17 protein-coding genes are annotated in these 18,508 nt (G+C 72.8%); 6 read left to right on the forward strand and 11 right to left on the reverse strand.

Annotated features, from left to right (window positions below):
- Nucleotides 1–25: 25 nt before the first annotated feature.
- The 8 genes from paaE to WFK95_RS19500 are packed head-to-tail and all read right to left on the reverse strand — an operon-like array spanning nucleotide 26 to nucleotide 6,259.
- Nucleotides 26–1,105, reverse strand: a complete 1,080-nt coding sequence (paaE, locus tag WFK95_RS19465; protein WP_336671647.1) for a 1,2-phenylacetyl-CoA epoxidase subunit PaaE — start codon at nucleotides 1,103–1,105, stop codon at nucleotides 26–28.
- Complete coding sequence (paaD, locus tag WFK95_RS19470; RefSeq protein ID WP_336671648.1) at nucleotides 1,105–1,614, reverse strand: 1,2-phenylacetyl-CoA epoxidase subunit PaaD; 510 nt, start codon at nucleotides 1,612–1,614, stop codon at nucleotides 1,105–1,107. The genes paaE and paaD overlap by 1 nt, the downstream gene beginning before the upstream one ends.
- A gap of 1 nt (nucleotide 1,615) precedes the next feature.
- Nucleotides 1,616–2,533, reverse strand: a complete 918-nt coding sequence (paaC, locus tag WFK95_RS19475; RefSeq protein WP_224645441.1) for a 1,2-phenylacetyl-CoA epoxidase subunit PaaC — start codon at nucleotides 2,531–2,533, stop codon at nucleotides 1,616–1,618.
- A gap of 37 nt (nucleotides 2,534–2,570) precedes the next feature.
- The gene (gene paaB / locus WFK95_RS19480) at nucleotides 2,571–2,867 is read right to left on the reverse strand and encodes a 1,2-phenylacetyl-CoA epoxidase subunit PaaB (protein WP_224645442.1); all 297 of its coding nucleotides are present in this window, start codon (nucleotides 2,865–2,867) and stop codon (nucleotides 2,571–2,573) included.
- Nucleotides 2,868–2,869: 2 nt separating this feature from the next.
- Nucleotides 2,870–3,814: a 1,2-phenylacetyl-CoA epoxidase subunit PaaA gene (paaA, locus tag WFK95_RS19485; protein WP_336671649.1), complete on the reverse strand. Its 945-nt coding sequence runs from the start codon at nucleotides 3,812–3,814 to the stop codon at nucleotides 2,870–2,872.
- Between the two features lie 27 nt (nucleotides 3,815–3,841).
- Complete coding sequence (locus tag WFK95_RS19490; protein WP_336671650.1) at nucleotides 3,842–4,624, reverse strand: enoyl-CoA hydratase-related protein; 783 nt, start codon at nucleotides 4,622–4,624, stop codon at nucleotides 3,842–3,844.
- A gap of 28 nt (nucleotides 4,625–4,652) precedes the next feature.
- Complete coding sequence (locus WFK95_RS19495) at nucleotides 4,653–5,504, reverse strand: 3-hydroxyacyl-CoA dehydrogenase family protein (RefSeq protein ID WP_224645445.1); 852 nt, start codon at nucleotides 5,502–5,504, stop codon at nucleotides 4,653–4,655.
- Nucleotides 5,501–6,259, reverse strand: coding sequence for an enoyl-CoA hydratase/isomerase family protein (locus WFK95_RS19500; RefSeq protein ID WP_336671651.1), 759 nt, complete (start codon nucleotides 6,257–6,259; stop codon nucleotides 5,501–5,503). Before WFK95_RS19500 ends, WFK95_RS19495 begins: the two co-directional genes overlap by 4 nt.
- 100 nt (nucleotides 6,260–6,359) lie before the next feature.
- On the opposite strand from WFK95_RS19500, the gene WFK95_RS19505 reads away from it, so the two are divergent.
- The 3 genes from WFK95_RS19505 (at nucleotide 6,360) to paaI (ending at nucleotide 9,530) form a co-directional block, all read left to right on the forward strand.
- A complete protein-coding gene (locus tag WFK95_RS19505; RefSeq protein ID WP_224645447.1) occupies nucleotides 6,360–6,971 on the forward strand; it encodes a TetR/AcrR family transcriptional regulator in 612 nt (203 codons plus the stop codon).
- An 88-nt stretch (nucleotides 6,972–7,059) separates the two neighbouring features.
- The gene (paaZ, locus tag WFK95_RS19510; RefSeq protein ID WP_336671652.1) at nucleotides 7,060–9,111 is read left to right on the forward strand and encodes a phenylacetic acid degradation bifunctional protein PaaZ; all 2,052 of its coding nucleotides are present in this window, start codon (nucleotides 7,060–7,062) and stop codon (nucleotides 9,109–9,111) included.
- Entirely contained in the window at nucleotides 9,111–9,530 is a 420-nt protein-coding gene (paaI, locus tag WFK95_RS19515; RefSeq protein WP_336671653.1) for a hydroxyphenylacetyl-CoA thioesterase PaaI, read from the forward strand. Before paaZ ends, paaI begins: the two co-directional genes overlap by 1 nt.
- 6 nt (nucleotides 9,531–9,536) lie before the next feature.
- On the opposite strand, the gene WFK95_RS19520 is transcribed toward paaI, so the two are convergent.
- Nucleotides 9,537–10,556 carry a helix-turn-helix domain-containing protein gene (locus tag WFK95_RS19520; protein ID WP_336671654.1) on the reverse strand — a complete coding sequence of 340 codons (1,020 nt, stop codon included), beginning with the start codon at nucleotides 10,554–10,556 and terminating at the stop codon, nucleotides 9,537–9,539.
- 180 nt (nucleotides 10,557–10,736) lie between these two features.
- Between WFK95_RS19520 and WFK95_RS19525 the strand changes: the two genes are divergently transcribed.
- From WFK95_RS19525 to WFK95_RS19535, 3 genes are read left to right on the forward strand one after another with little or no spacing between them, the layout of a single operon-like run.
- Complete coding sequence (locus WFK95_RS19525) at nucleotides 10,737–12,254, forward strand: GMC family oxidoreductase (RefSeq protein ID WP_224645451.1); 1,518 nt, start codon at nucleotides 10,737–10,739, stop codon at nucleotides 12,252–12,254.
- A gap of 26 nt (nucleotides 12,255–12,280) precedes the next feature.
- Nucleotides 12,281–13,537 (forward strand): acyl-CoA dehydrogenase family protein, encoded by a 1,257-nt coding sequence (locus WFK95_RS19530; RefSeq protein WP_336671655.1) that lies wholly within the window; start codon nucleotides 12,281–12,283, stop codon nucleotides 13,535–13,537.
- 34 nt (nucleotides 13,538–13,571) lie between these two features.
- Entirely contained in the window at nucleotides 13,572–14,993 is a 1,422-nt protein-coding gene (locus WFK95_RS19535; RefSeq protein ID WP_336671656.1) for an aldehyde dehydrogenase family protein, read from the forward strand.
- Here the strand turns inward: WFK95_RS19535 and WFK95_RS19540 are convergent.
- Entirely contained in the window at nucleotides 14,986–15,873 is an 888-nt protein-coding gene (locus WFK95_RS19540) for an ABC transporter permease (protein ID WP_336671657.1), read from the reverse strand. The two genes, WFK95_RS19535 and WFK95_RS19540, sit on opposite strands and share 8 nt — an antisense overlap.
- Nucleotides 15,870–18,323 (reverse strand): alpha/beta fold hydrolase, encoded by a 2,454-nt coding sequence (locus WFK95_RS19545; RefSeq protein ID WP_224645455.1) that lies wholly within the window; start codon nucleotides 18,321–18,323, stop codon nucleotides 15,870–15,872. Before WFK95_RS19545 ends, WFK95_RS19540 begins: the two co-directional genes overlap by 4 nt.
- Between the last annotated feature and the right edge of the window lie 185 nt (nucleotides 18,324–18,508).

Here is an 18,508-nt window from a genome sequence, read left to right on the forward strand (position 1 = left end):
GCTGGGGCGGCTGGTCGCGGCGGGGTCAGGCGTCGAAATCGACGGTGACGGTGTCGCTGGTCGGGTACGTCTGGCAGGTCAGGACGAAGCCGGCGGCCACCTCGTCGTCCTCGAGGGCGTAGTTGCGGCGCATGTCGACGGTGCCGCACAGCACCTTCGCGCGGCACGTGCCGCACACGCCGCCCTTGCACGCGAAGGGCAGGTCGGGCCGGAAGTTCTCGGCGCCGTCGAGCAGGGTGTCGTCCTGCGCGATGGTGCCGGTCGCGCTCCGTCCGTCGAGGACGACGGTGACCGCGCTGCTCGGCCCGGTGACGCCGGGCTCGCGATGCCGCTCCTGCGGCGGCGGGGTGCCGTCGTCGACGTAGAAGAGCTCGCGGTGGATCGCACTACGGGCGACCCCGAGCTCGGCGAGGACCGCCTCCGAGTCGGTGACCATGCCGTGCGGGCCGCAGAGCCAGAAGTGGTCGACGTCGGCGGTGGGGACGACGGTGCGCAGCAGCTCCCGCAGGCGTTCGGCGTCGACGCGACCGGTGAACAGCTCGACGTCGCGGGGCTCGCGGGAGAGGACGTGGATCACGTCGAGCCGGTCGTGGTAGCGGTCCTTGAGGTCGGCGATCTCGTCGGCGAACATCACCGAGCGGGTGCGCCGGTTGCCGTAGATGAGGATCACGCGGGCAGCGGGATTGGCGAGCACGGTCCCGGCGATGGACAGCATCGGGGTGATGCCGGAACCGGCCGCGATGAGCACGTGCACGCCGCCCGCGTCGGGGTCCGCGGCGAAGGTCCCCGTCGGGCCCTGGACCTCGATGGTGTCGCCCGGGCGGACCCGGTGGACCAGCCAGGAGGAGAACAGGCCGTCGGTGACCTCGCGGACGCCGACCCGGGGGCGCTCGCCGACCGGCGCGCAGATCGAGTAGGACCGGCGGTGCTCGACGCCGTCGACGGTGCGCCGCAGGGTGAGCGACTGCCCGGCGACGAAGGCGAACTCGTCGGCGAGGCCGGCCGGGACGTCGAAGGTGACGGCGACCGCGTCGTCGCAGAGCGACTCGACGTCGGCGACGGTGAGCGCGTGGAAGGCGCGGCCACGGGTGGCGGTGACGGTCATCAGATCTCCTTGACGTGGTCGAAGGGCTCGCGGCAGTCCAGGCAGCGGTAGAGCGCCTTGCAGGGCGTCGCGCTGAACTCGGAGTCGAGCCGAGTGGCGGTGGAGCCGCACGCGGGGCACGCGATCCGGCGGGGCGCGGGCTGCAGGGTCAGCGGGACGGGACCGTCGCCGCGGCGCGGCGCGGGGCCCGGCGTCGAGTACCCGGCGGCGCGGAGCTTCGCGCGGCCGGCGTCGGTGATCCAGTCGGTGGTCCACGCGGGGGAGAGCGCGGTCTCGATGGTGATCTCGCCGAAACCGGCGCCGCGGAGAGCGCTCTCGATGTCGGCGCGGATCGTGCCCATCGCCGGGCAGCCCGAGTAGGTGGGGGTGATGGTCACGGTCACTACGCCGCCTGCGGCCTCGGCGACGTCGCGGACGATGCCGAGGTCCGCGAGGGTGACCTGCGGCATCTCGGGGTCGAGCACGGCGCCGACGACGGCGAGGGCGGAACGGGTCGCGGTGGCGTGCACGTCACCACGTCCCTTCGGGATGGGCGCGCGCGACGGACTGCATCTCGGCGAGGATGCGGCTGAGCTCCTCGGTGTGCAGCCCCTGGCGCCCGGCCCGCCCGCCGACGCGGGCCACCCCCGGCGCGTCCGGGATCGGGAGGCCGGCAGCGCCGAAGGTGAGTGCCATGACCGCGTCGAACTCCGGGCGCAGACCGCTCGGATCCACGCCGATGCCGGACGCGGTGAGCGCGAGTTCCTCGGTCGACGGCTCGAACAGCTCGGGGACGTACGGCCATACGCGGGCGATCGCCGCCTCGGTCCGTCGCCGCGACTCGTCGGTGCCCTGGGCGAGGGTGACCACCCAGCGCGCGGCGTAGTCGCGGTGGTAGGTGATCTCCTTGACGCCCTTGGCCGCCACCGCGGCGAGCACCGGGTCGCGGGACTCCCTCAGGCGGTCGAACAGCGCCAGGCGGGCGGTCGCGAACACCAGCAGCCGCACCATCGAGACGGCGAAGTCGCCGTTGTCGAGCTCGACGAGCCGGACGTTGCGGAAGGCCGCGTCGTCGCGGAAGAAGGCCAGGGCGTCCTCGGCGGGCACGGGCGAGGTGTCCGAGACGTGCGGCACCACGGCGGGGTCGGCGGCCGCCGCGCGGGCGAGCAGCAGCCGGGCCTGCCCGATGAGGTCGAGGCCGACGTTGGCGAGCGCGACCTCCTCCTCGAGTTCGGGGGCGCGGGTGCTCCATTCGGCGAGGCGCTGTGCGGAGATCAGCGCGTCGTCGCCGAGCATCAGGCAGTAGACGGCGAGGGCGTGCGGGTCGGCGTCGTCCGGCACCGTCGTGTCCACCCCGGCGAGGGGCTCGTCGAAGCTGGTGCCGAAGGCCCACTGGCCGTGGGAGTCCGAGTCGACGAGGCCCTCGTAGGCGTTGTCGTGATCGATCATGGCTGTCATTCCTGTTCGCGGGCTGAGCGAGGGGTGGTCACATGTGCGGGACGGACTCGGGGATCTCGTAGAAGGTCGGGTGGCGGTAGACCTTGTCGCCGCTCGGCGCGAAGAACGGGTCCTTCTCGGACGGGCTGGAGGCGACGACGTCCGTCGACCGGACCACCCAGATGCTCACGCCCTCGTTGCGGCGCGTGTACACGTCGCGGGCGTTGCGCAGCGCCATCTCGGCGTCCGCGGCGTGCAGGGATCCGACGTGCACGTGGTTCAGTCCGCGCTTGCCGCGCAGGAACACCTCGTACAGCGGCCACTCGATACGGGTCTGCTCGGTCATGTCTACTCCTTCTCCGATGCTGCGGTGCGGGCGGCGAAGGCGCCGGCGGCGGCCCGCACCCAGGCGCCGTTCTCGTGCGCGGCGCGACGGTTCGCGATCCGCTCGACGCTGGTCGCGCCGTTGCCCTTGACCACCTGCATGAACTCGTCCCAGTCGGGCTCGCCGAAGTCGTACGCGCCGCGATCTGCGTTCCACGCCAGGTCGGGGTCCGGGAAGGTCACCCCGAGGACCTCGGCCTGCGGCACCGACATGTCGACGAAGCGCTGGCGCAGCTCGTCGTTGGTGTGCCGCTTGATCCGCCACGCCATCGACTGCGCCGAGTTCGGCGAGCGGTCGTCCGGCGGCCCGAACATCATGAGGGCCGGCCACCACCACCGGTTCACGGACTCCTGCACCATGTCCCGCTGCGCCTGCGTGCCGGACATCATCGTCATCAGCATCTCGAAACCCTGGCGCTGGTGGAAGGACTCCTCCTTGCACACCCGGATCATCGCCCGCCCGTACGGGCCGTACGAGCTGCGGCACAGCGGCACCTGGTTGCAGATGGCGGCACCGTCGACCAGCCACCCGATCACGCCGACGTCCGCGTAGGAGAGCGTGGGGTAGTTGAAGATCGACGAGTACTTCTGGCGGCCCTCGATGAGGTTCTCCGTGAGCTCCGCGCGGTCGACGCCGAGCGTCTCCGTAGCGGAGTACAGGTAGAGGCCGTGGCCGGCCTCGTCCTGCACCTTGGCCATGAGGATGGCTTTGCGGCGCAGCGACGGCGCGCGGGTGAGCCAGTTGCCCTCCGGCTGCATGCCGATGATCTCGGAGTGCGCGTGCTGGGCGATCTGCCGGATCAGGGTCTTGCGGTACCCGTCCGGCATCCAGTCGCGCGGCTCGATGCGCTGGTCGGACTGGACGATGCGGTCGAACTCGGTCTCGAGATCGGCGGTGGTCTCTGTCATGGGCTGTGCCTTCCGTGCGGCTGGTGTTCAGCGACCGGTGAACGCGGGCCGGCGCTTGGCGAGGAACGCCTCGACGGCGCCCGAGTGATCGGCGGTGGCGGCGAGGGGGACCGCTCCGGCGCGCTCGCGCTCGAGCGCTTCGTCGAGCGGCGGGAGGGAGGCGGCGACGAGCGATTTCACGGCGGCGAACGCCGCGGTGGGTCCGGCGGCGAGCCGGCGCGCGACGGCCTCGGCGGTGGCGGCGGCCTCGTCGTCGGCGGCGACCTGTGCGATGAGGCCCCAGTCGAGGGCCTGCGCGGCGGAGATCTTGGTGCCGAGCAGGATGAACGCCCGCGTGCGGACCGCGCCGATGGCGTCGACGAGCGTCCGGGTCAGGCCCGAGTCGGACGCCAGGCCGATAGCGGTGAAGGCCGTCGCGAAGCTCGCGCTCTCGGCGGCCACGACCACGTCGGCCGCGAGCGCGAGGCCGAGTCCTGCACCGACGCAGGCGCCCTGGACCGCGGCGACCACCGGGACCTCGAGCGCGGCGATGCCGGAGATCAGGGGGTTGTAGTGCTCGGCGACGGTATCCATGGCGCGCTCGGGCGAGCGGCTCAGCGCGTCCGCGTGCTCGCCGAGGTCCTGGCCCACGCAGAAGTTGCGGCCCTCGGCGCGGATCAGGACGGCGCGCACGGCGTCGTCCGCGGCGATGGACCGGACGGCGTCGAGAAGGGCGGTCTTGAGCGCGACGTCGAGCGCGTTGGCGGCCTGCGGGCGGTTCAGAGTGAGGACGGCGAGGCCGTCGGCGACGGTGAGGGTGGCGGAATCCATGGGGTCTCCTCGGATCGATGTCGGCGGGTCAGGACCAGGTGTGGAAGCCGCGGCCGCTCTTGCGGCCGAGCTCGCCGCTCGCGACCTTGTCGCGCAACAGCTGCGGTGGCGTGAACCGATCGCCCAGCGTCGACGCCAGGTGCTCGGCGATCGCGAGCCGGACGTCGAGGCCCACGAGGTCGGTGGACCGCAGCGGCCCCATGGGGTGGCGGTAGCCGAGCTCCATCGCCCGGTCGATCGACTCCGCGTCGGCGACGCCCTCCTCGAGCATGCGGATCGCCTCGAGACCCAGGCACACGCCGAGTCGGCTGGTGGCGAAGCCGGGGGAGTCGTTGACCAGCACCTCCTGCTTGCCCAACAGCTCCACCCAGCCGCGCACGCGGTCGACGACGGCCTCGTCGGTGTCCGGGGTGCGGATGATCTCGACGAGCGTCGACGCCGGCACGGGGTTGAAGAAGTGCATGCCCACCAGCCGCCTCGGGTCGTCGAGCGCGGCGGCGAGGGAGGCGATCGAGAGCGAGCTGGTGTTGCTCGCGACGACGCAGGTGTCGCCCACGGCGCGCTCCACGCGGTGCAGCACGTCGAGCTTGAGGTCGATGCGCTCCGGCACGGCCTCGATGACCACGTCGGCGTCGGCGGGCAGGTCCTCGATGTCGGCGACCACGGTGAGCCGAGCGGCCACGTCCTCGGGCGTGCGTCCGCCGAGCTTGTCGCGCTCGGCGGCGCGCCGCAGGCCGGTGACGACGCGGTCCCGCGCCGCCTCCCGGTCACCGCTCTCGGCGAGGACGACGGTGGCGCCGAGCGTCGCGAAGACCTGCGCGATGCCCGCGCCCATCCGGCCTCCGCCGACGACGCCCACCTTCGACGGTGCTGTGCTCATCTGCGGTTCCTCTTCTCCAGGAAGGCGGTCATGCGCTCCTGCTTGTCGGTGGTGTCGAACAGGACGGCCTGGGCGATGTCCTCCACCCGGCCCGTGCCGTCGATGATCGATTTGGTCAGGCGCAGCGCCAGCGCGGACGAGGCCGTGATGCGGTCGATGGCCCGATGGGCCGCGGCGATGTGCTCGCCGGCGGGGACGACGTCCATGACGAGGCCGCACCGGAGCGCGGCCGCGGCGTCGAGCGTGCGGCCCGCGAGCAGCACCTGCTTGGCGACAGACTGGCCGACCAGGGCGGGCAGCCGGTAGGTGGCACCCGCGGCGGCGAGGATGCCGAGGCCGGGCTCCGGGTTGCCGAAGACGGCGGTGTCGGTGGCGATCCGGAGGTCGCAGGCGTAGCTGAGTTCCGCGCCGCCGCCGAGCGCGTAGCCACTCACCGCGGCGACGGTGGGCAGGGGGAGTGCGGCGAACCGGTCGAACAGCGTGCGGTTGATCCCGGCGAGCGCCTGGTCGCGGCCCCGGTCGCGGAGCTCCCCGATGTCGGCGCCGCCCGCGAAGTGGTCGCCGGCGCCGGTGAGCAGGACGGGCGTGGGATCGGACTCGATCGCGCCGCAGACGGTGTGCAGCTCGGCGATCATCGCGGCGTCGATGGCGTTGCGCGCCGCGGGGCGGTCGAGCGTCACGACGTACCGGTCCTCCGTCCGCACGACGGAGACGGTGCGGAGGCCGGGGAGTACGGCCGTCAGGGCTTCGGTCATAGCGCTGTCCTCTTCGGTCGGTGCCCCGAAATAATAACCGATCATTCGGTAGGTAACAAGGTCTTGATCGGAAGTCGGGTCCGGATGGGAGAATCTGTTCATGAGCACCACACCCGTCCGGCGGCGTACCGGCTCGCCGGGGCGTCCCGGCTACGACCTCGACTCCCTGCTGGCGGTCGCGGTCCGCGTCTTCAACGAGCGCGGCTACGACGCCACCAGCATGGACGTGCTGGCGAAGAATCTGGGGCTGACGAAGTCCTCGATCTACCACCACGTCGCCGGCAAGGAGGAGCTCCTCGAGCTGGCGCTCAACCGCGCGCTGAGCGGGTTGTTCGCGGTCACCACGGAGACGGGCGCGACCACCGGCAGGTCGGTGGACCGGCTCGAGTACGTGCTGCGCCGGAGCGTCGAGGTGCTGGTGGCGGAGCTGCCCTACGTGACGCTGTTGCTGCGGGTGCGGGGCAATTCGGAGGTGGAGCGGCGGGCGCTGGCGCGCCGCCGCGAGTTCGACACCGTCATCGCCGACCTGGTGGCGGGCGCCGTGGAGGAGGGCGACGTGCGCGCGGACGCCGACCCCGCCGTCACCAGCCGTCTCCTGTTCGGCATGGTCAACTCGCTCATCGAGTGGTACCGGCCACGGCCGGATCACCCCGTCGGCGAGGTCGCCGACGCCCTCGTGGCGATCGCCTTCGCCGGCCTCCGCCGGACCTGATCGAAGATCGACCGACCCCCTTGACAGGGGAGGGCGTCTCGGGCCACCCTGATTACCGACCGAACATACGGTAATAGGAGCGTGCTTGATGGACAGCAGGATGGTGGAGAGCTACGCGTGCGGCCGGTGGCACCGGGCGACGGACGAGGGGCGGGCGGTGATCAGCCCCGTCGACGGGGCCGAGGTCGCGCGGGTCTCGTCGACCGGGCTGGACGTCGCCGCGATGGCGGCCTACGGCAGGGAGACGGGCGGACCCGCGCTCGCCGCGCTGACCTTCCACGAGCGTGCCGCGGCACTCAAGGCGCTCGGCCTGACCCTCATGGCGGGGAAGGCCGAGTTCTACGCCGAGTCCGCCCGGACCGGTGCCACCGAGCGGGACTCGGCCGTCGACATCGACGGCGGCTTCGGGACCCTGCTCAGTTACGCGAGCAAGGCCAAGCGCGAGCTGCCCAACGACGTGATCCACCTCGACGGCCCCGTCGAGCAGCTCGGTAAGAAGGGCACCTTCGTGGCCCGGCACGTCCACACCGCGCGCCGCGGCGTCGCAGTGCAGATCAACGCCTACAACTTCCCCGTCTGGGGCTTCCTCGAGAAGCTCGCGCCCGCCTTCATCGCGGGCGTGCCGACCATCGTCAAGCCGGCCACCCAGACCTCGTACCTCACCGAGCTCGTCTTCCGCCGGATCATCGAATCGGGCCTGCTCCCCGAGGGTTCCGTGCAGCTCCTGTGCGGCGATCCGGCCCCGCTCCTCGACGCCCTCGGCGGGCAGGACTCCGTCGCCTTCACCGGGTCCGCGCACACCGCGGCGACGCTGCGCGCGCATCCCGTTCTCGTGGCGAACAGCGTGCACTTCACCGCGGAGGCCGATTCGCTCAACGCCTCCGTCCTCGGCGCGGACGTCACGACCGACGCCCCCGAGTTCGAGCTGTACGTCAAGCAACTCACCACCGAGATGACCGTCAAGGCCGGGCAGAAGTGCACCGCCATCCGCCGCGCGCTCGTCCCCGAGCCGATGGTCGACGCGGTGATCGACGCGGCCCGGGCCCGGCTGGACCGGGTGGTCGTCGGTGCTCCGGGCGCCGAGGGCGTCACGATGGGCCCCGTCGTCTCCCTCTCGCAGCGCACCGACGTGCTCGCGGCGGTCGGCAAGCTCCGCGCCGCCGCCGATCTGGTGGTCGGCGACCCGGACCGCGTCGCGGTCGTCGGCGGGGACGCGGAGACCGGCGCCTACCTGCCGCCGATGCTGTTGCGCAGCACCGATCCCGAGGCGCCCGAGGTGCACGAGATCGAGGCCTTCGGGCCGGTGGCGACGGTCATCGGCTACCGCGACACCGCGCACGCGGTGGAGTTGATCGCCCGCGGCGGGGGCAGCCTCGTCGCCTCGCTCGTCACCGCCGACCCGCAACTCGCGCGGGAGGTCCTGCTCGGGATCGCGCCGTACCACGGCCGCCTGCTGGTACTCAACGCCGAGGACGCCCGCGAGTCCACCGGCCACGGCTCCCCGCTGCCCGTGCTCGTGCACGGCGGACCCGGCCGCGCCGGCGGCGGCGAGGAGCTCGGCGGCATCCGCGGCGTCCTGCATCACATGCAGCGCACCGCGATCCAGGGCACCCCGGAGGTGCTGGCCGCGGCGACCGGACAGTGGGTCGCCGGCGCCCCGCGCACCGAGGGCGCCGAGCACCCGTTCCGCAAGTCCCTCGCCGAGCTCCGCCTGGGAGACACCATCGTGGGCGGCCCGCGCACCGTCACCCTCGCGGACATCGGCCACTTCGCGGACTTCACCGGCGACACCTTCTACGCCCACACCGATCCCGAGGCAGCGGCGGCGAACCCGCTGTTCGGCGGCATCGTCGCGCACGGCTACCTCGTGGTCTCCCTGGCGGCCGGCCTGTTCGTCGACCCCGCGCCGGGCCCGGTCCTGGCGAACTTCGGCGTCGATTCGCTCCGCTTCCTGACCCCGGTGCGCGCGGACGACGCGCTCACCGTCACGCTCACGGCCAAGCAGATCACCCCGCGCAGCGGCGCCGACTACGGCGAGGTCCGCTGGGACGCGGTGGTCACCAACCAGGACGGCGCGCCGGTCGCCACCTACGACGTGCTGACCCTCGTCGCCAAGACACGGGACGGGGGCGAGGCGTGATGACCGCGTCCGCACGCATCGAGGAGTGCGAGCCGGCGCGGTCGATGTTCGCCGCCGACAGCGCCTCCCGGGCGCTCGGCATCGAGATCGTCGACCTGCGTCCCGGCACCGCGACCACGACGGTGACGGTAGGGGAGACGATGGTCAACGGCCACGGGATCACCCACGGCGGCTACGTCTTCCTGCTCGCGGACACCACGTTCGCCCTCGCCTGCAATTCGCGGGGCGACGCCGCGGTCGCCGCCCGGGCGGACGTCCGGTTCCTCCGCGCCACCAGGCTCGGCGACGTGCTCACCGCGACCGCGGTCGAGCGGGAGCGGTTCGGCCGCAACGGCCTCTACGACGTGACGGTGCGCCGCGGCGAGGACGTGATCGCCGAGTTCCGCGGCGACAGCCGCACCATCCCGTCCGGCGTCTGACGGCGATCAGCCGGCGGCGGGGCCGAGGTGCCGGGCGCGGTACTCGCCCGGGCTCGTCCCCGTCGCCGCTTTGAAGGCCCGCGCGAAGCCCGAGGCGTCGGAGAAGCCCCACTGCGCGCCGATCGCCGCGACGGGCCGCACCGCTTGTGCGGGATCGGCCAGCGCCGCGCTCACCTCGTCCATCCGGCGTCGCCGGATCCAACTGCTCGGCGTCGAGCCGCGCTCCGCGAACAGTTGCTGCAGGTACCGCACCGACACGTGCTGCGCGGCGGCCACCGACTCCACGCTCAAGCCCGGAAGACCCAGGTGCGCGTCGATGTACGCCGTCGCGCCGGCGAAGACCACGTCGGCCGTCGGCACCGCCTCCACGGGTTCGAGGCGACGCATCAGGGTGGCGTCCACCAGTTCCAGGACCGCGTGCACCGCCCGTGGGTCGGGATCCACCCCGCCCGTCCGCAGCTGCCGCCCGAGCCCGGTGAGCAGCGACGAGGCGAGCGCGCCGAGGCCGTGCCGGCCCGAGATCCGCTGCGCCGTCAGCCCGGCGACCTGACGCGGCGTCAGCCCCAGCCGGTCCCGCGGGATCAGGAGCACGAACATGCTGAACTCGTCCGCGAAGTCGAGCGAATACGGCCGGGTGGTGTCGTAGATGGCGAGGTCGCCGGGTGTCAGCGCCGCCTCGCGGCCGTCCTGAGTGAGCACGCTGTAGCCGTGCAGCTGCACGCCCAGCTTGTACCCGCCGGGGTCCGCATCGGCGATGGTGGCGCGGTCGCGCCAGACGGTCACCGGGCCGCCCGCGACCTCGGTGGCCGCCGCCGCGCCCAGGTCCTGGCTGCGGACCACTCCGCGGAAGGCGGACGATCCGTCGTCCCCCGACCGCGCGGGCAGGGCGGGCGTCGCCAGGTCACCGCCGTGCAGGGTGGCCCGCAGCGGCACGAACGCCGTGTTCACCGCCTCCCGCCAGGCGTCGAACCGGTCCGGCGCCGCAAGGGTCGCGGCGTCGAAGACCTCGACCGCGCCTGAACTCATCGTCGTCTCTCCTTCGTGTCCCTCCATGTCACCACAGATCGGGGCCCCGGCGTGACGCGCATCACGTTTCCGCGTGTGGGGCACACCGGCGTGCGGGTCACGCCAATGCCCGTCGGCGTCGCGACGGCCAGGCTCGATCCCATGCGGCGGAACGCGCCGGACGGACGGCAAGGAGCAGGAATGAGCCCACGGGACAGCGACTACGTCATCATCGGAGCCGGATCCGCCGGGAGCGCCCTCACCCGGCGCCTCGTCGACGCCGGGCACACCGTGCACGTCATCGAGGCGGGTGCCGCGGACGAGGACCCGAACATCCACAGCCCGCAGGGGTGGCCGGCACTGCTGACCGGCCCCAACGACTGGGCCGTCATGACCACCGGCCAGGAGCACGCCGCGGGGCGATCGCTGTTCTGGCCCCGCGGCAAGGTGCTCGGCGGTTCCAGCTCGCTCAACGGCATGATCTACATCCGCGGGCACCGCGACGACTACGACGCCTGGGAGGCCGCCGGCAACCAGGGGTGGGGCTGGGACACCGTCCTCGAGCTGTTCAAGCGCAGCGAGGATCACGAGGACGGCGCCTCCGCATGGCATGGTGCGGGCGGCCCGCTGCACGTCTCGGTGCTTCGCGACCGTCACCCCGCCGCGCAGGCCTTCGTCGACGCCGCGGTTGCCGTGGGCCACAAGCCGACCGAGGACTTCAACGGAGACCTCATGGAGGGCGTCGGCTTCAACCACGCGACGATCAAGGGCGGCCGCCGGCACAGCGCGTGGCAGGCCTTCGTGGCGCCGGTGCTGGACTCGCCGCGCCTGACGGTGACCACCGGGGCGCTCGTCACCCGGATCGTGCTCGACGACGGCCGCGCCACGGCGGTCGAGTACCTCGTCGCCGGCGAGCTCCGCACCGCCCGGGCGGCCGCCGAGATCGTCCTCTCCGCCGGTGCCATCGGGTCGCCGAAGATCCTGCAGCTCTCAGGCATCGGCGACCGCGCCGACCTGGCGGCCGTCGGTGTCGAGACCCTCGTCGACCTGCCCGGTGTCGGGAAGAACCTGCACGACCACCTCCTCGTCGGCAATCTCTACGCGACGGCGGGCGCGCTCGCGCCCGGGCGGAACAACCTGCTCGAGGCCCAGCTCTTCGCGCACTCGCAGCAGACGGACGACGCGGCGCCCGACCTGCAGCCGCTGTTCCTGCATCTGCCGTACCCGACGGACGGCGGCGACGCGCCCGCCGACGGCTACACGATCGCCCCCGGCCTGGTGGCTCCGCGCTCGCGCGGCACGCTGCGCCTCGCGTCCGCCGATCCGGCCGCGGCCCCGCTGGTGGATCCCAACATCCTCGCCGACGACTACGACGTGGAAGCGCTGGTCGACGCGGTGATCCTGTGCCGCGAGATCGGCGCCCAGGACGCCTTCGCCCCGTTCCGGCCCACCGAGTACGTCCCGTCGTCCGAACCGGCCGACCGGGATGCACTGCGCGCGCTCGTTCGGCGCCTCGCCGGCACGTACCACCACCAGGTCGGTACCTGCGCGATGGGCGTCACGGACGACTCGGTCGTCGATCCCGCTCTGCGGGTGCGCGGCGTCGACGGGCTGCGGGTCGCTGACGCCTCGATCATGCCCGTCGTGCCCCGCGGCAACACCAACGCACCCGCGATCATGGTCGGCGAGAAGGCCGCCGACCTCCTCCTCGGCGTCTGAACGCCGCTCCGACGAAGGAACGAGACATGCCCATCGACTTCAGCCTCAGCGAGGCTCAGCAGGAACTGCAGCAGAACGCCCGCCGGCTGGCGAGCGACGTGCTGAGCGCCGCCGCGAACGAGACGCACCATCAGGGCACGCCGGACGAGCGATTCCGCGCGTCCCGACCGCACTACCGCGCATTGGTGCAGGCGGGGGTGCTCCGGCGCCTCATCCCGCCACCCGCCGGCGGCGAGATGACGAGCCTGCTCGACCTCGCTCTCGAGGCGGAGGAGTACATGGCGGTGGAGACGAGCGTCCCGCTGTCCGTGTTCTCCACCGGCCTCGGCCTGATGCCGCTGCTGTTCTTCGGCGACGCGGATCAGCTCGGGCGGTTCCTGCCGCCGTTCCTCTCCGGCGAGGGCGAGCCGCTCGCGGGGCTCGCGTTCTCCGAGGTCGGCGGGTCCGCGAACTACCGGGACTCGGACCCGGAGGTGGGCTTCGCCGCCACCGCCCGGCTCGATGGCGACGAGTGGGTCATCAACGGGCACAAGCAGTTCGTTCCGCACGCATCGGGCTGGGACGGATCCGGCGCCGACCTGCTCGCCGTGGCCGTGCGCGTCGATCCGACCCGCCCGCCGGAGGAGTCGATGGCCGTGATCCTGGTACCGGGGACCGCCGCGGGCGTCACCGTCGAATCCGCGCTCCCGACGGTCGGGCACCGGGCGGCCCTCGTCACCCGCATCCGCTTCGACGACGTTCGGGTGCCGGCTGGGAACCTGCTGGGGAACGTCGGCGACGGCATCGCGATCCTCGAGACCGCGTTCACCGCGACCGCGGCCCTCGTGGGCGCGTTCTCCGTCGGCGTCATGCGCCACGCCTTCGACGTGGCGCTGAACTTCGCCCGCGACGAGAAGCGGGGCGGGCGGGTCGCCATCGTCGAGCACCAGAACGTCGGCACCATCCTCGCGGACATGAAGGCGAAGATCGAGGCCGCGCGGTACCTCACCTGGAAGGCGTGCGACTACTTCGACAAGACCGGTGGCGCCGGTTCGGAACTCGCGATCGCCACGAAGATCTACGCGTCCGAGACCGCGGTGCAGGTGGTCTGGGACGCGATGCGGCTCGTCGGCGTCGAGTCCTACACCGAGCATCAGCCGTTGTTCGAGATCCTGCGCGACACCCTGGCCTACCCGCTCTTCGACGGCGGCAATGTCGGCGTCCGACGGCTCCAACTGCAGCGCATGTTCGCCTCGCCCGACTACGACCCGCTCGCCGCGATGGCCGGCCGACCTCAGTCCTGAACGACTCCACCCAGACCTCGAAACGGAGAGCACCATGACCATTCTCGAATCCGTCCAGCCCGCGACCGGCGGACGCACGATCACCGACCCCGCCACGGACGAGATCGTGGGCCGGGTGGCCGAACCGGGCGTCGCGGACCTCGACGCCGCCGTCGCCGCGGCCCGTGCCGCCCAACCGGACTGGGCCGCGCGCGGCGACGCCGGCCGCTCGGCGCTGCTGAGCGCCGCCGCCGACGCCGTCGAGGCGCACGCGGAGGAGCTCGCCGTCCTGCTGTCGCGCGAACAGGGAAAGCCGCTCAACGGCCCCAACGCGCGGTTCGAGCTGGAGGCGTGCGTCACATGGCTGCGCGCGACCCTCGCCGTGCCGCTCGACCCCGAGGTGGCGGTGGACGACGGCGAGACCTACGCGGAGATCCACCATCGTCCGCTCGGCGTCGTCGGCGCCATCGGGCCGTGGAACTGGCCGATGATGATCTCCGTCTGGCAGCTCGCCCCCGCACTGCGCATGGGGAACACCGTCGTGATCAAGCCGAGCGAGTACACCCCGCTGTCCGTGCTCGCCCTGGCGCACGTACTGAACACCGCACTGCCCGAGGACGTCCTGATCGCGGTACCGGGTGGCCGGGACGTCGGCGAGGCGCTGTCCTCGCACCCGGGCGTCGACAAGCTCATGTTCACCGGCTCCACCGTGACGGGCAAGGCGATCATCCGCGCCTCCGCCGACTCGGTGAAGCGCGTCACCGTGGAACTCGGCGGCAACGACGCCGGCATCGTCCTGGACGACGCCGATCCCGCCGCGATCGCCGAGGGGCTGTTCTGGGGCGCCTTCATCAACACGGGGCAGACCTGCGCCGCGCTCAAGCGCCTGTACGTGCCGGATTCGCTGTACGACGCCGTCTGCGAGGAGCTGACGAAGGTGGCCGCCGCCATGCCGATGGGCGTCGGGCTCGACGAGCAGAACGTGCTCGGACCCCTGCAGAACCGCAAGCAGTACGACATCGTCGCGAGCCTGGTCGACGAGGCGCGGGCGGGCGGCGGCCGGGTGCTGATCGGCGGTGATCCGGCCGACGGACCCGGCAACTTCTACCCGACGACGCTGGTCGCGGACCTGCCGAACGACAACCCGCTGGTCGCGCGCGAGCAGTTCGGGCCGGCGCTCCCGATCGTCCGGTACTCCAGCCTCGGCGAGGCGATCGCCTGGGCGAACGGGCTCGACGTGGGACTGGGTGCCTCGGTGTGGACCCCGTCGCCCGAGCGCGCCCGCGACGTGGCCCACCGTCTGGACGCGGGGACCGTGTGGATCAACGAGCACGGCGCGATCGACCCCCGTGTGCCCTTCGGCGGCGCCAAGCAGTCGGGCTACGGCGTCGAATTCGCCCGGGCGGGCCTCCTGGAGTGCGCACAGGCCGTCGCGATCAAGGGGGCTGCAGGCTCGTTCGCCGCGTCAGTCAGCTGACGACGTCCTTCGTCCGGAAGCCGCGCACGGCGAGGGCGAAGAGGACGATGGCGATGCTCACCGACAACGACGCACCCTGGGCCATCGCCGCCCACTCGATGCTCGGCTGGAGCAGGTCGGTCCACGCGTACTGCCAGTGCGCGGGCAGCGCGGCGCGGAGGCCGCCGAGAGCGGTGACCTGGTCGAGGACGCTGCCGATCACCGTCAGGCCCACGGCCCCGCCGACCGCCGCGAGCGGCGCGTCGGTGCGGGTCGAGAGCCACAGGGCGAGGCCGGCGGTGGCCAGCTCGGAGACGATGATGAAGCCCGCCGCGAGCAACAGCCGCCAGAGGCCGTCGGCCGCCGGAATCGCGGTGTTCGCCGGCGTCTGCAGCGGCCCCCAGCCGTAGGCGAGGGTGCCCGCGATCAGCGCGACCGCGGTGAGCAGGGCAACAGAGGCGACAGACAGGATCAGCGCGACGATCGCCTTGGTCACCAGCAGCCGCGTCCGCGGGACGGGCGCGGCCAGCAGGTACCGCAGCGACGACCAGTCCGCCTCCGAGGCCACTGCGTCGCCGAAGTACAGGGCGACGGGGATCACCAGCAGGAAGCCGGTGCCCGCGATGAGGACGGTGGCCGTGAGGTTCAGCCCGGAGGCGGTGGCGACGTCGAACATCGACGGCCGTCCGTTGCCGTTGCCCCCGTCGTCGGTGCCCACGGCGAGCGCGATGATGAGCACGATCGGCAGAGCCGCGAGCAGGGCCGCCATCACCAGGGTGCGGCGGCGTTTCAGCTGGCGGGCGAGTTCCACGCGCACCGTCAGGGTGTGCCCCGGCGCGTAGCCCGGTGCAGCGCCGTGCGTCGCGTCGCGTCCGGCCGCGGAGTCCTTCGTGGTGGTCATGCCCCGTCTCCCGTCAGCTGGAGGAACGCGTCTTCGAGGGTGCGGGACCCGCCGCCCTCGCCCGCCTGCACGATCTCGTCGACGGTGCCGGCGGCGATGAGCTCGCCGCGGCGCAGCACCACGACGTGCGTGCAGGTCTGCTCGACCTCGGCCAGCAAGTGGCTGGAGACGATCACGGTGCGGCCGGTGGCGCCGTATCGGACGATCGCGTCCCGCATCTCGCGGATCTGCGAGGGGTCGAGGCCGTTGGTCGGCTCGTCGAGGACCAGCACGTCCGGCAGGCCGAGCATGGCCTGCGCGATCGCGAGCCGCTGCCGCATGCCCTGCGAGTACGTGCGCACCGGGCGCTCGAGCGCGCTACCGAGGTCCGCGATCTCGAGGGCCTCCTCGAGGTGCGCCTGGTCGGCGGGGCGGCCGGTAGCCCGCCAGTACAGGTCCAGGTTCGCGCGGCCCGACAGGTGCGGCAGGAAGCCCGCGCCCTCGACGAAGGCGCCCACGCGGGAGAGCACCGGCGCACCGGGCCGGATCTCGTGCCCGAAGACCCGGATCCCGCCCTCGTCCGGCGTGATGAGGCCCATCAGCATCCGCAGCGTGGTGGTCTTGCCGGCGCCGTTCGGGCCCAGCAGGCCGAGGACCTGGCCGCGCTCCACCCGGAAGGTCACGTCGCGCACGCTGTAGCCGTCGCCGCCCGCGTACTTCTTGGACAGCCCGGTCACCTGGAGCGCCACATCGGCGAGCTCCGGGTCGGCGGGCGGCGCGGGGCGCGGACGGCGGACGAGGAGCAACGCCGCGGCGATCGCCAGCGCGACCAGCGGCAGTACCCACACCCAGGTGGGCAGGGGCGCCGGCGCGGTCTTCAGCGCCGGTACTTCCGGAACCGTGAGGGGGCTCGTCACCGTGATCGTGTGCGTCGCGGGCGCGGACGGGGAGAGGTAGGCCAGGTCGGTGGTGGCGAGGGCGAGCCGCATGCGGTGCCCGGCCGCGAACTCGTGGTCGATGACGGGCAACCGGATGGTCGCCGTCGCCGTGCCCGCGGTGATCGGGATGCGGATCGGCGCGGCGAGCTGCTGCGGGAGGATCTGCGTGCCCTCGGGGCCCACGTCGTAGAGCTTCGCGAAGAGCACCGCGTCGGACGCGGGGGAGTCGACCTTGATCGTCACCGTCGGGGCGCCGGTCACGGTGACCGGTCCGCTCAGCGGTTCCGAGTCGACGATCGCGGCCTGCGCCGGAAGGTCGCGCGAGAGCCCGAAGGAACCGAGCGCCGCCGCGGACGAGGCCAGGCCGCCGAGGCCGGGCACTCCCGAGATCGACGGTGGCGCACCGCCCGCGGGATTCTCCGCCCGCTGCGGCTCGCCGGGCAGGGCGACGGTGCGCGTGATGGTCCCGGCGAGCCCGGGGTAGGCGTCGGTGCTCGACGCGCGGACGGTGCGCTCGCCGGTTTCGCGGTCGACGCCGCCGGACCGGGAGACCTGGAAGGCGGGCACCGCCGGAGCGTCTTCGCCCTTGAGGTAGCGATCGAACCACTCCGCCGTGCGGGCGTTCACCCGGGCGTCCTCGGCGCTGCCCGCGTCGTGCCCGCCGGCGATCCAGTCGACCGCGACGGGCGCGCCGTTCGCCGCGATGCGCTGCGCCGCCGCATCGGCGTGATCGAGCGGGAACAGCGAGTCGAGCTCGCCCTGCGCGAGGTACGTGGGGACGCGGATCTCCGCACCCACCGAGGCGGGGCTCCGCGCCGCGAGCAGCGCTCGATCGGCGTCGGTGAGCGTGCCGCCCTGCGCGATCCGGGTGTACATCTCGCAGACGGCCGGCTCGAACCGGGCGCAGCCGCCGCCCATCGTGAACAGGATGCCCGCCCACTGCTTCTTGTAGACGCCGCCGGGGAACAGGGCCTGCTCCAAGTCCCAGTACGTGATTCGCGGGGCGATGGCGTCGACGCGCTTGTCGTGCCCGGCGAGCAGGAGCGCCAGGGCGCCGCCGTAGCTGCCGCCGGCGACGCCGACCCGGGGATCGCCGGGCCGGTCCTGCTGCACGTCGGAGCGCGTCGCGAGCCAGTCGAGGAGCTTGCGCGCGTCCGCGACCTCGGCGTCGGGGGAGTCGAGGCCGACGAGGCCCGTCGACTTCCCGAAACCGCGCGCGGTGTAGGTCAGCACCGCATATCCCCGGCCCGCCAGCTGTTCGGCCTCGGCGCGAACGTCGTCCTTGGAGCCGCCGAAGCCGTGTGCGAGGAGCACCGCGGGGGCGGGGCCGGCACCGTCGGGCCGGAAGAAGGAGGTGTCCAGGCGCACCCCGGCCCCGTCGATCGCCTGGTCGGTGCGCTGGAACGACGGTGCGCTCCTCCCGCCCAGGCCGCACGCCGCGAACGCGGCGAGGATGATCACGACGGCGACCAGCGCCGCACCGGTGACGAGGGGGCGCGCGGCGGCGCCGCGCAGAGCGCGAGGTGGGGGCACCCGACCAGGATATGTGCGCTCGTCCGTGCTCGCCGCTGCCTGGATTCCGCCCACGGCGAAAAAGGCTTTGCGATAGGTCATCGGCGGCTGTCAGAGTGGTTCCGGCACTGTCCGGGGAGCGGCCGGAGCGGGGTACCGCGACCGGTTCCGCGCGTTCGATCCGGCAGAACCGACCAGTGGCACGG

Source organism: Tsukamurella sp. USMM236 (genome assembly GCF_037148755.1).
In the GTDB taxonomy this organism is placed as follows: domain Bacteria; phylum Actinomycetota; class Actinomycetes; order Mycobacteriales; family Mycobacteriaceae; genus Tsukamurella.

What these genes read in the sequence shown, in the direction of transcription:
- paaA (WP_336671649.1), bottom strand. Translation starts at nt 3,814, where the DNA reads ATGACAGAGACCACCGCCGATCTCGAGACCGAGTTCGACCGCATCGTC.
- WFK95_RS19505 (WP_224645447.1), top strand. Translation starts at nt 6,360, where the DNA reads ATGAGCACCACACCCGTCCGGCGGCGTACCGGCTCGCCGGGGCGTCCC.
- WFK95_RS19540 (WP_336671657.1), bottom strand. Translation starts at nt 15,873, where the DNA reads ATGACCACCACGAAGGACTCCGCGGCCGGACGCGACGCGACGCACGGC.
- WFK95_RS19495 (WP_224645445.1), bottom strand. Translation starts at nt 5,504, where the DNA reads ATGAGCACAGCACCGTCGAAGGTGGGCGTCGTCGGCGGAGGCCGGATG.
- WFK95_RS19500 (WP_336671651.1), bottom strand. Translation starts at nt 6,259, where the DNA reads ATGACCGAAGCCCTGACGGCCGTACTCCCCGGCCTCCGCACCGTCTCC.
- WFK95_RS19530 (WP_336671655.1), top strand. Translation starts at nt 12,281, where the DNA reads ATGCCCATCGACTTCAGCCTCAGCGAGGCTCAGCAGGAACTGCAGCAG.
- paaZ (WP_336671652.1), top strand. Translation starts at nt 7,060, where the DNA reads ATGGACAGCAGGATGGTGGAGAGCTACGCGTGCGGCCGGTGGCACCGG.
- WFK95_RS19520 (WP_336671654.1), bottom strand. Translation starts at nt 10,556, where the DNA reads ATGAGTTCAGGCGCGGTCGAGGTCTTCGACGCCGCGACCCTTGCGGCG.
- WFK95_RS19490 (WP_336671650.1), bottom strand. Translation starts at nt 4,624, where the DNA reads ATGGATTCCGCCACCCTCACCGTCGCCGACGGCCTCGCCGTCCTCACT.
- WFK95_RS19535 (WP_336671656.1), top strand. Translation starts at nt 13,572, where the DNA reads ATGACCATTCTCGAATCCGTCCAGCCCGCGACCGGCGGACGCACGATC.
- WFK95_RS19525 (WP_224645451.1), top strand. Translation starts at nt 10,737, where the DNA reads ATGAGCCCACGGGACAGCGACTACGTCATCATCGGAGCCGGATCCGCC.
- paaB (WP_224645442.1), bottom strand. Translation starts at nt 2,867, where the DNA reads ATGACCGAGCAGACCCGTATCGAGTGGCCGCTGTACGAGGTGTTCCTG.
- paaE (WP_336671647.1), bottom strand. Translation starts at nt 1,105, where the DNA reads ATGACCGTCACCGCCACCCGTGGCCGCGCCTTCCACGCGCTCACCGTC.
- paaI (WP_336671653.1), top strand. Translation starts at nt 9,111, where the DNA reads ATGACCGCGTCCGCACGCATCGAGGAGTGCGAGCCGGCGCGGTCGATG.
- paaC (WP_224645441.1), bottom strand. Translation starts at nt 2,533, where the DNA reads ATGATCGATCACGACAACGCCTACGAGGGCCTCGTCGACTCGGACTCC.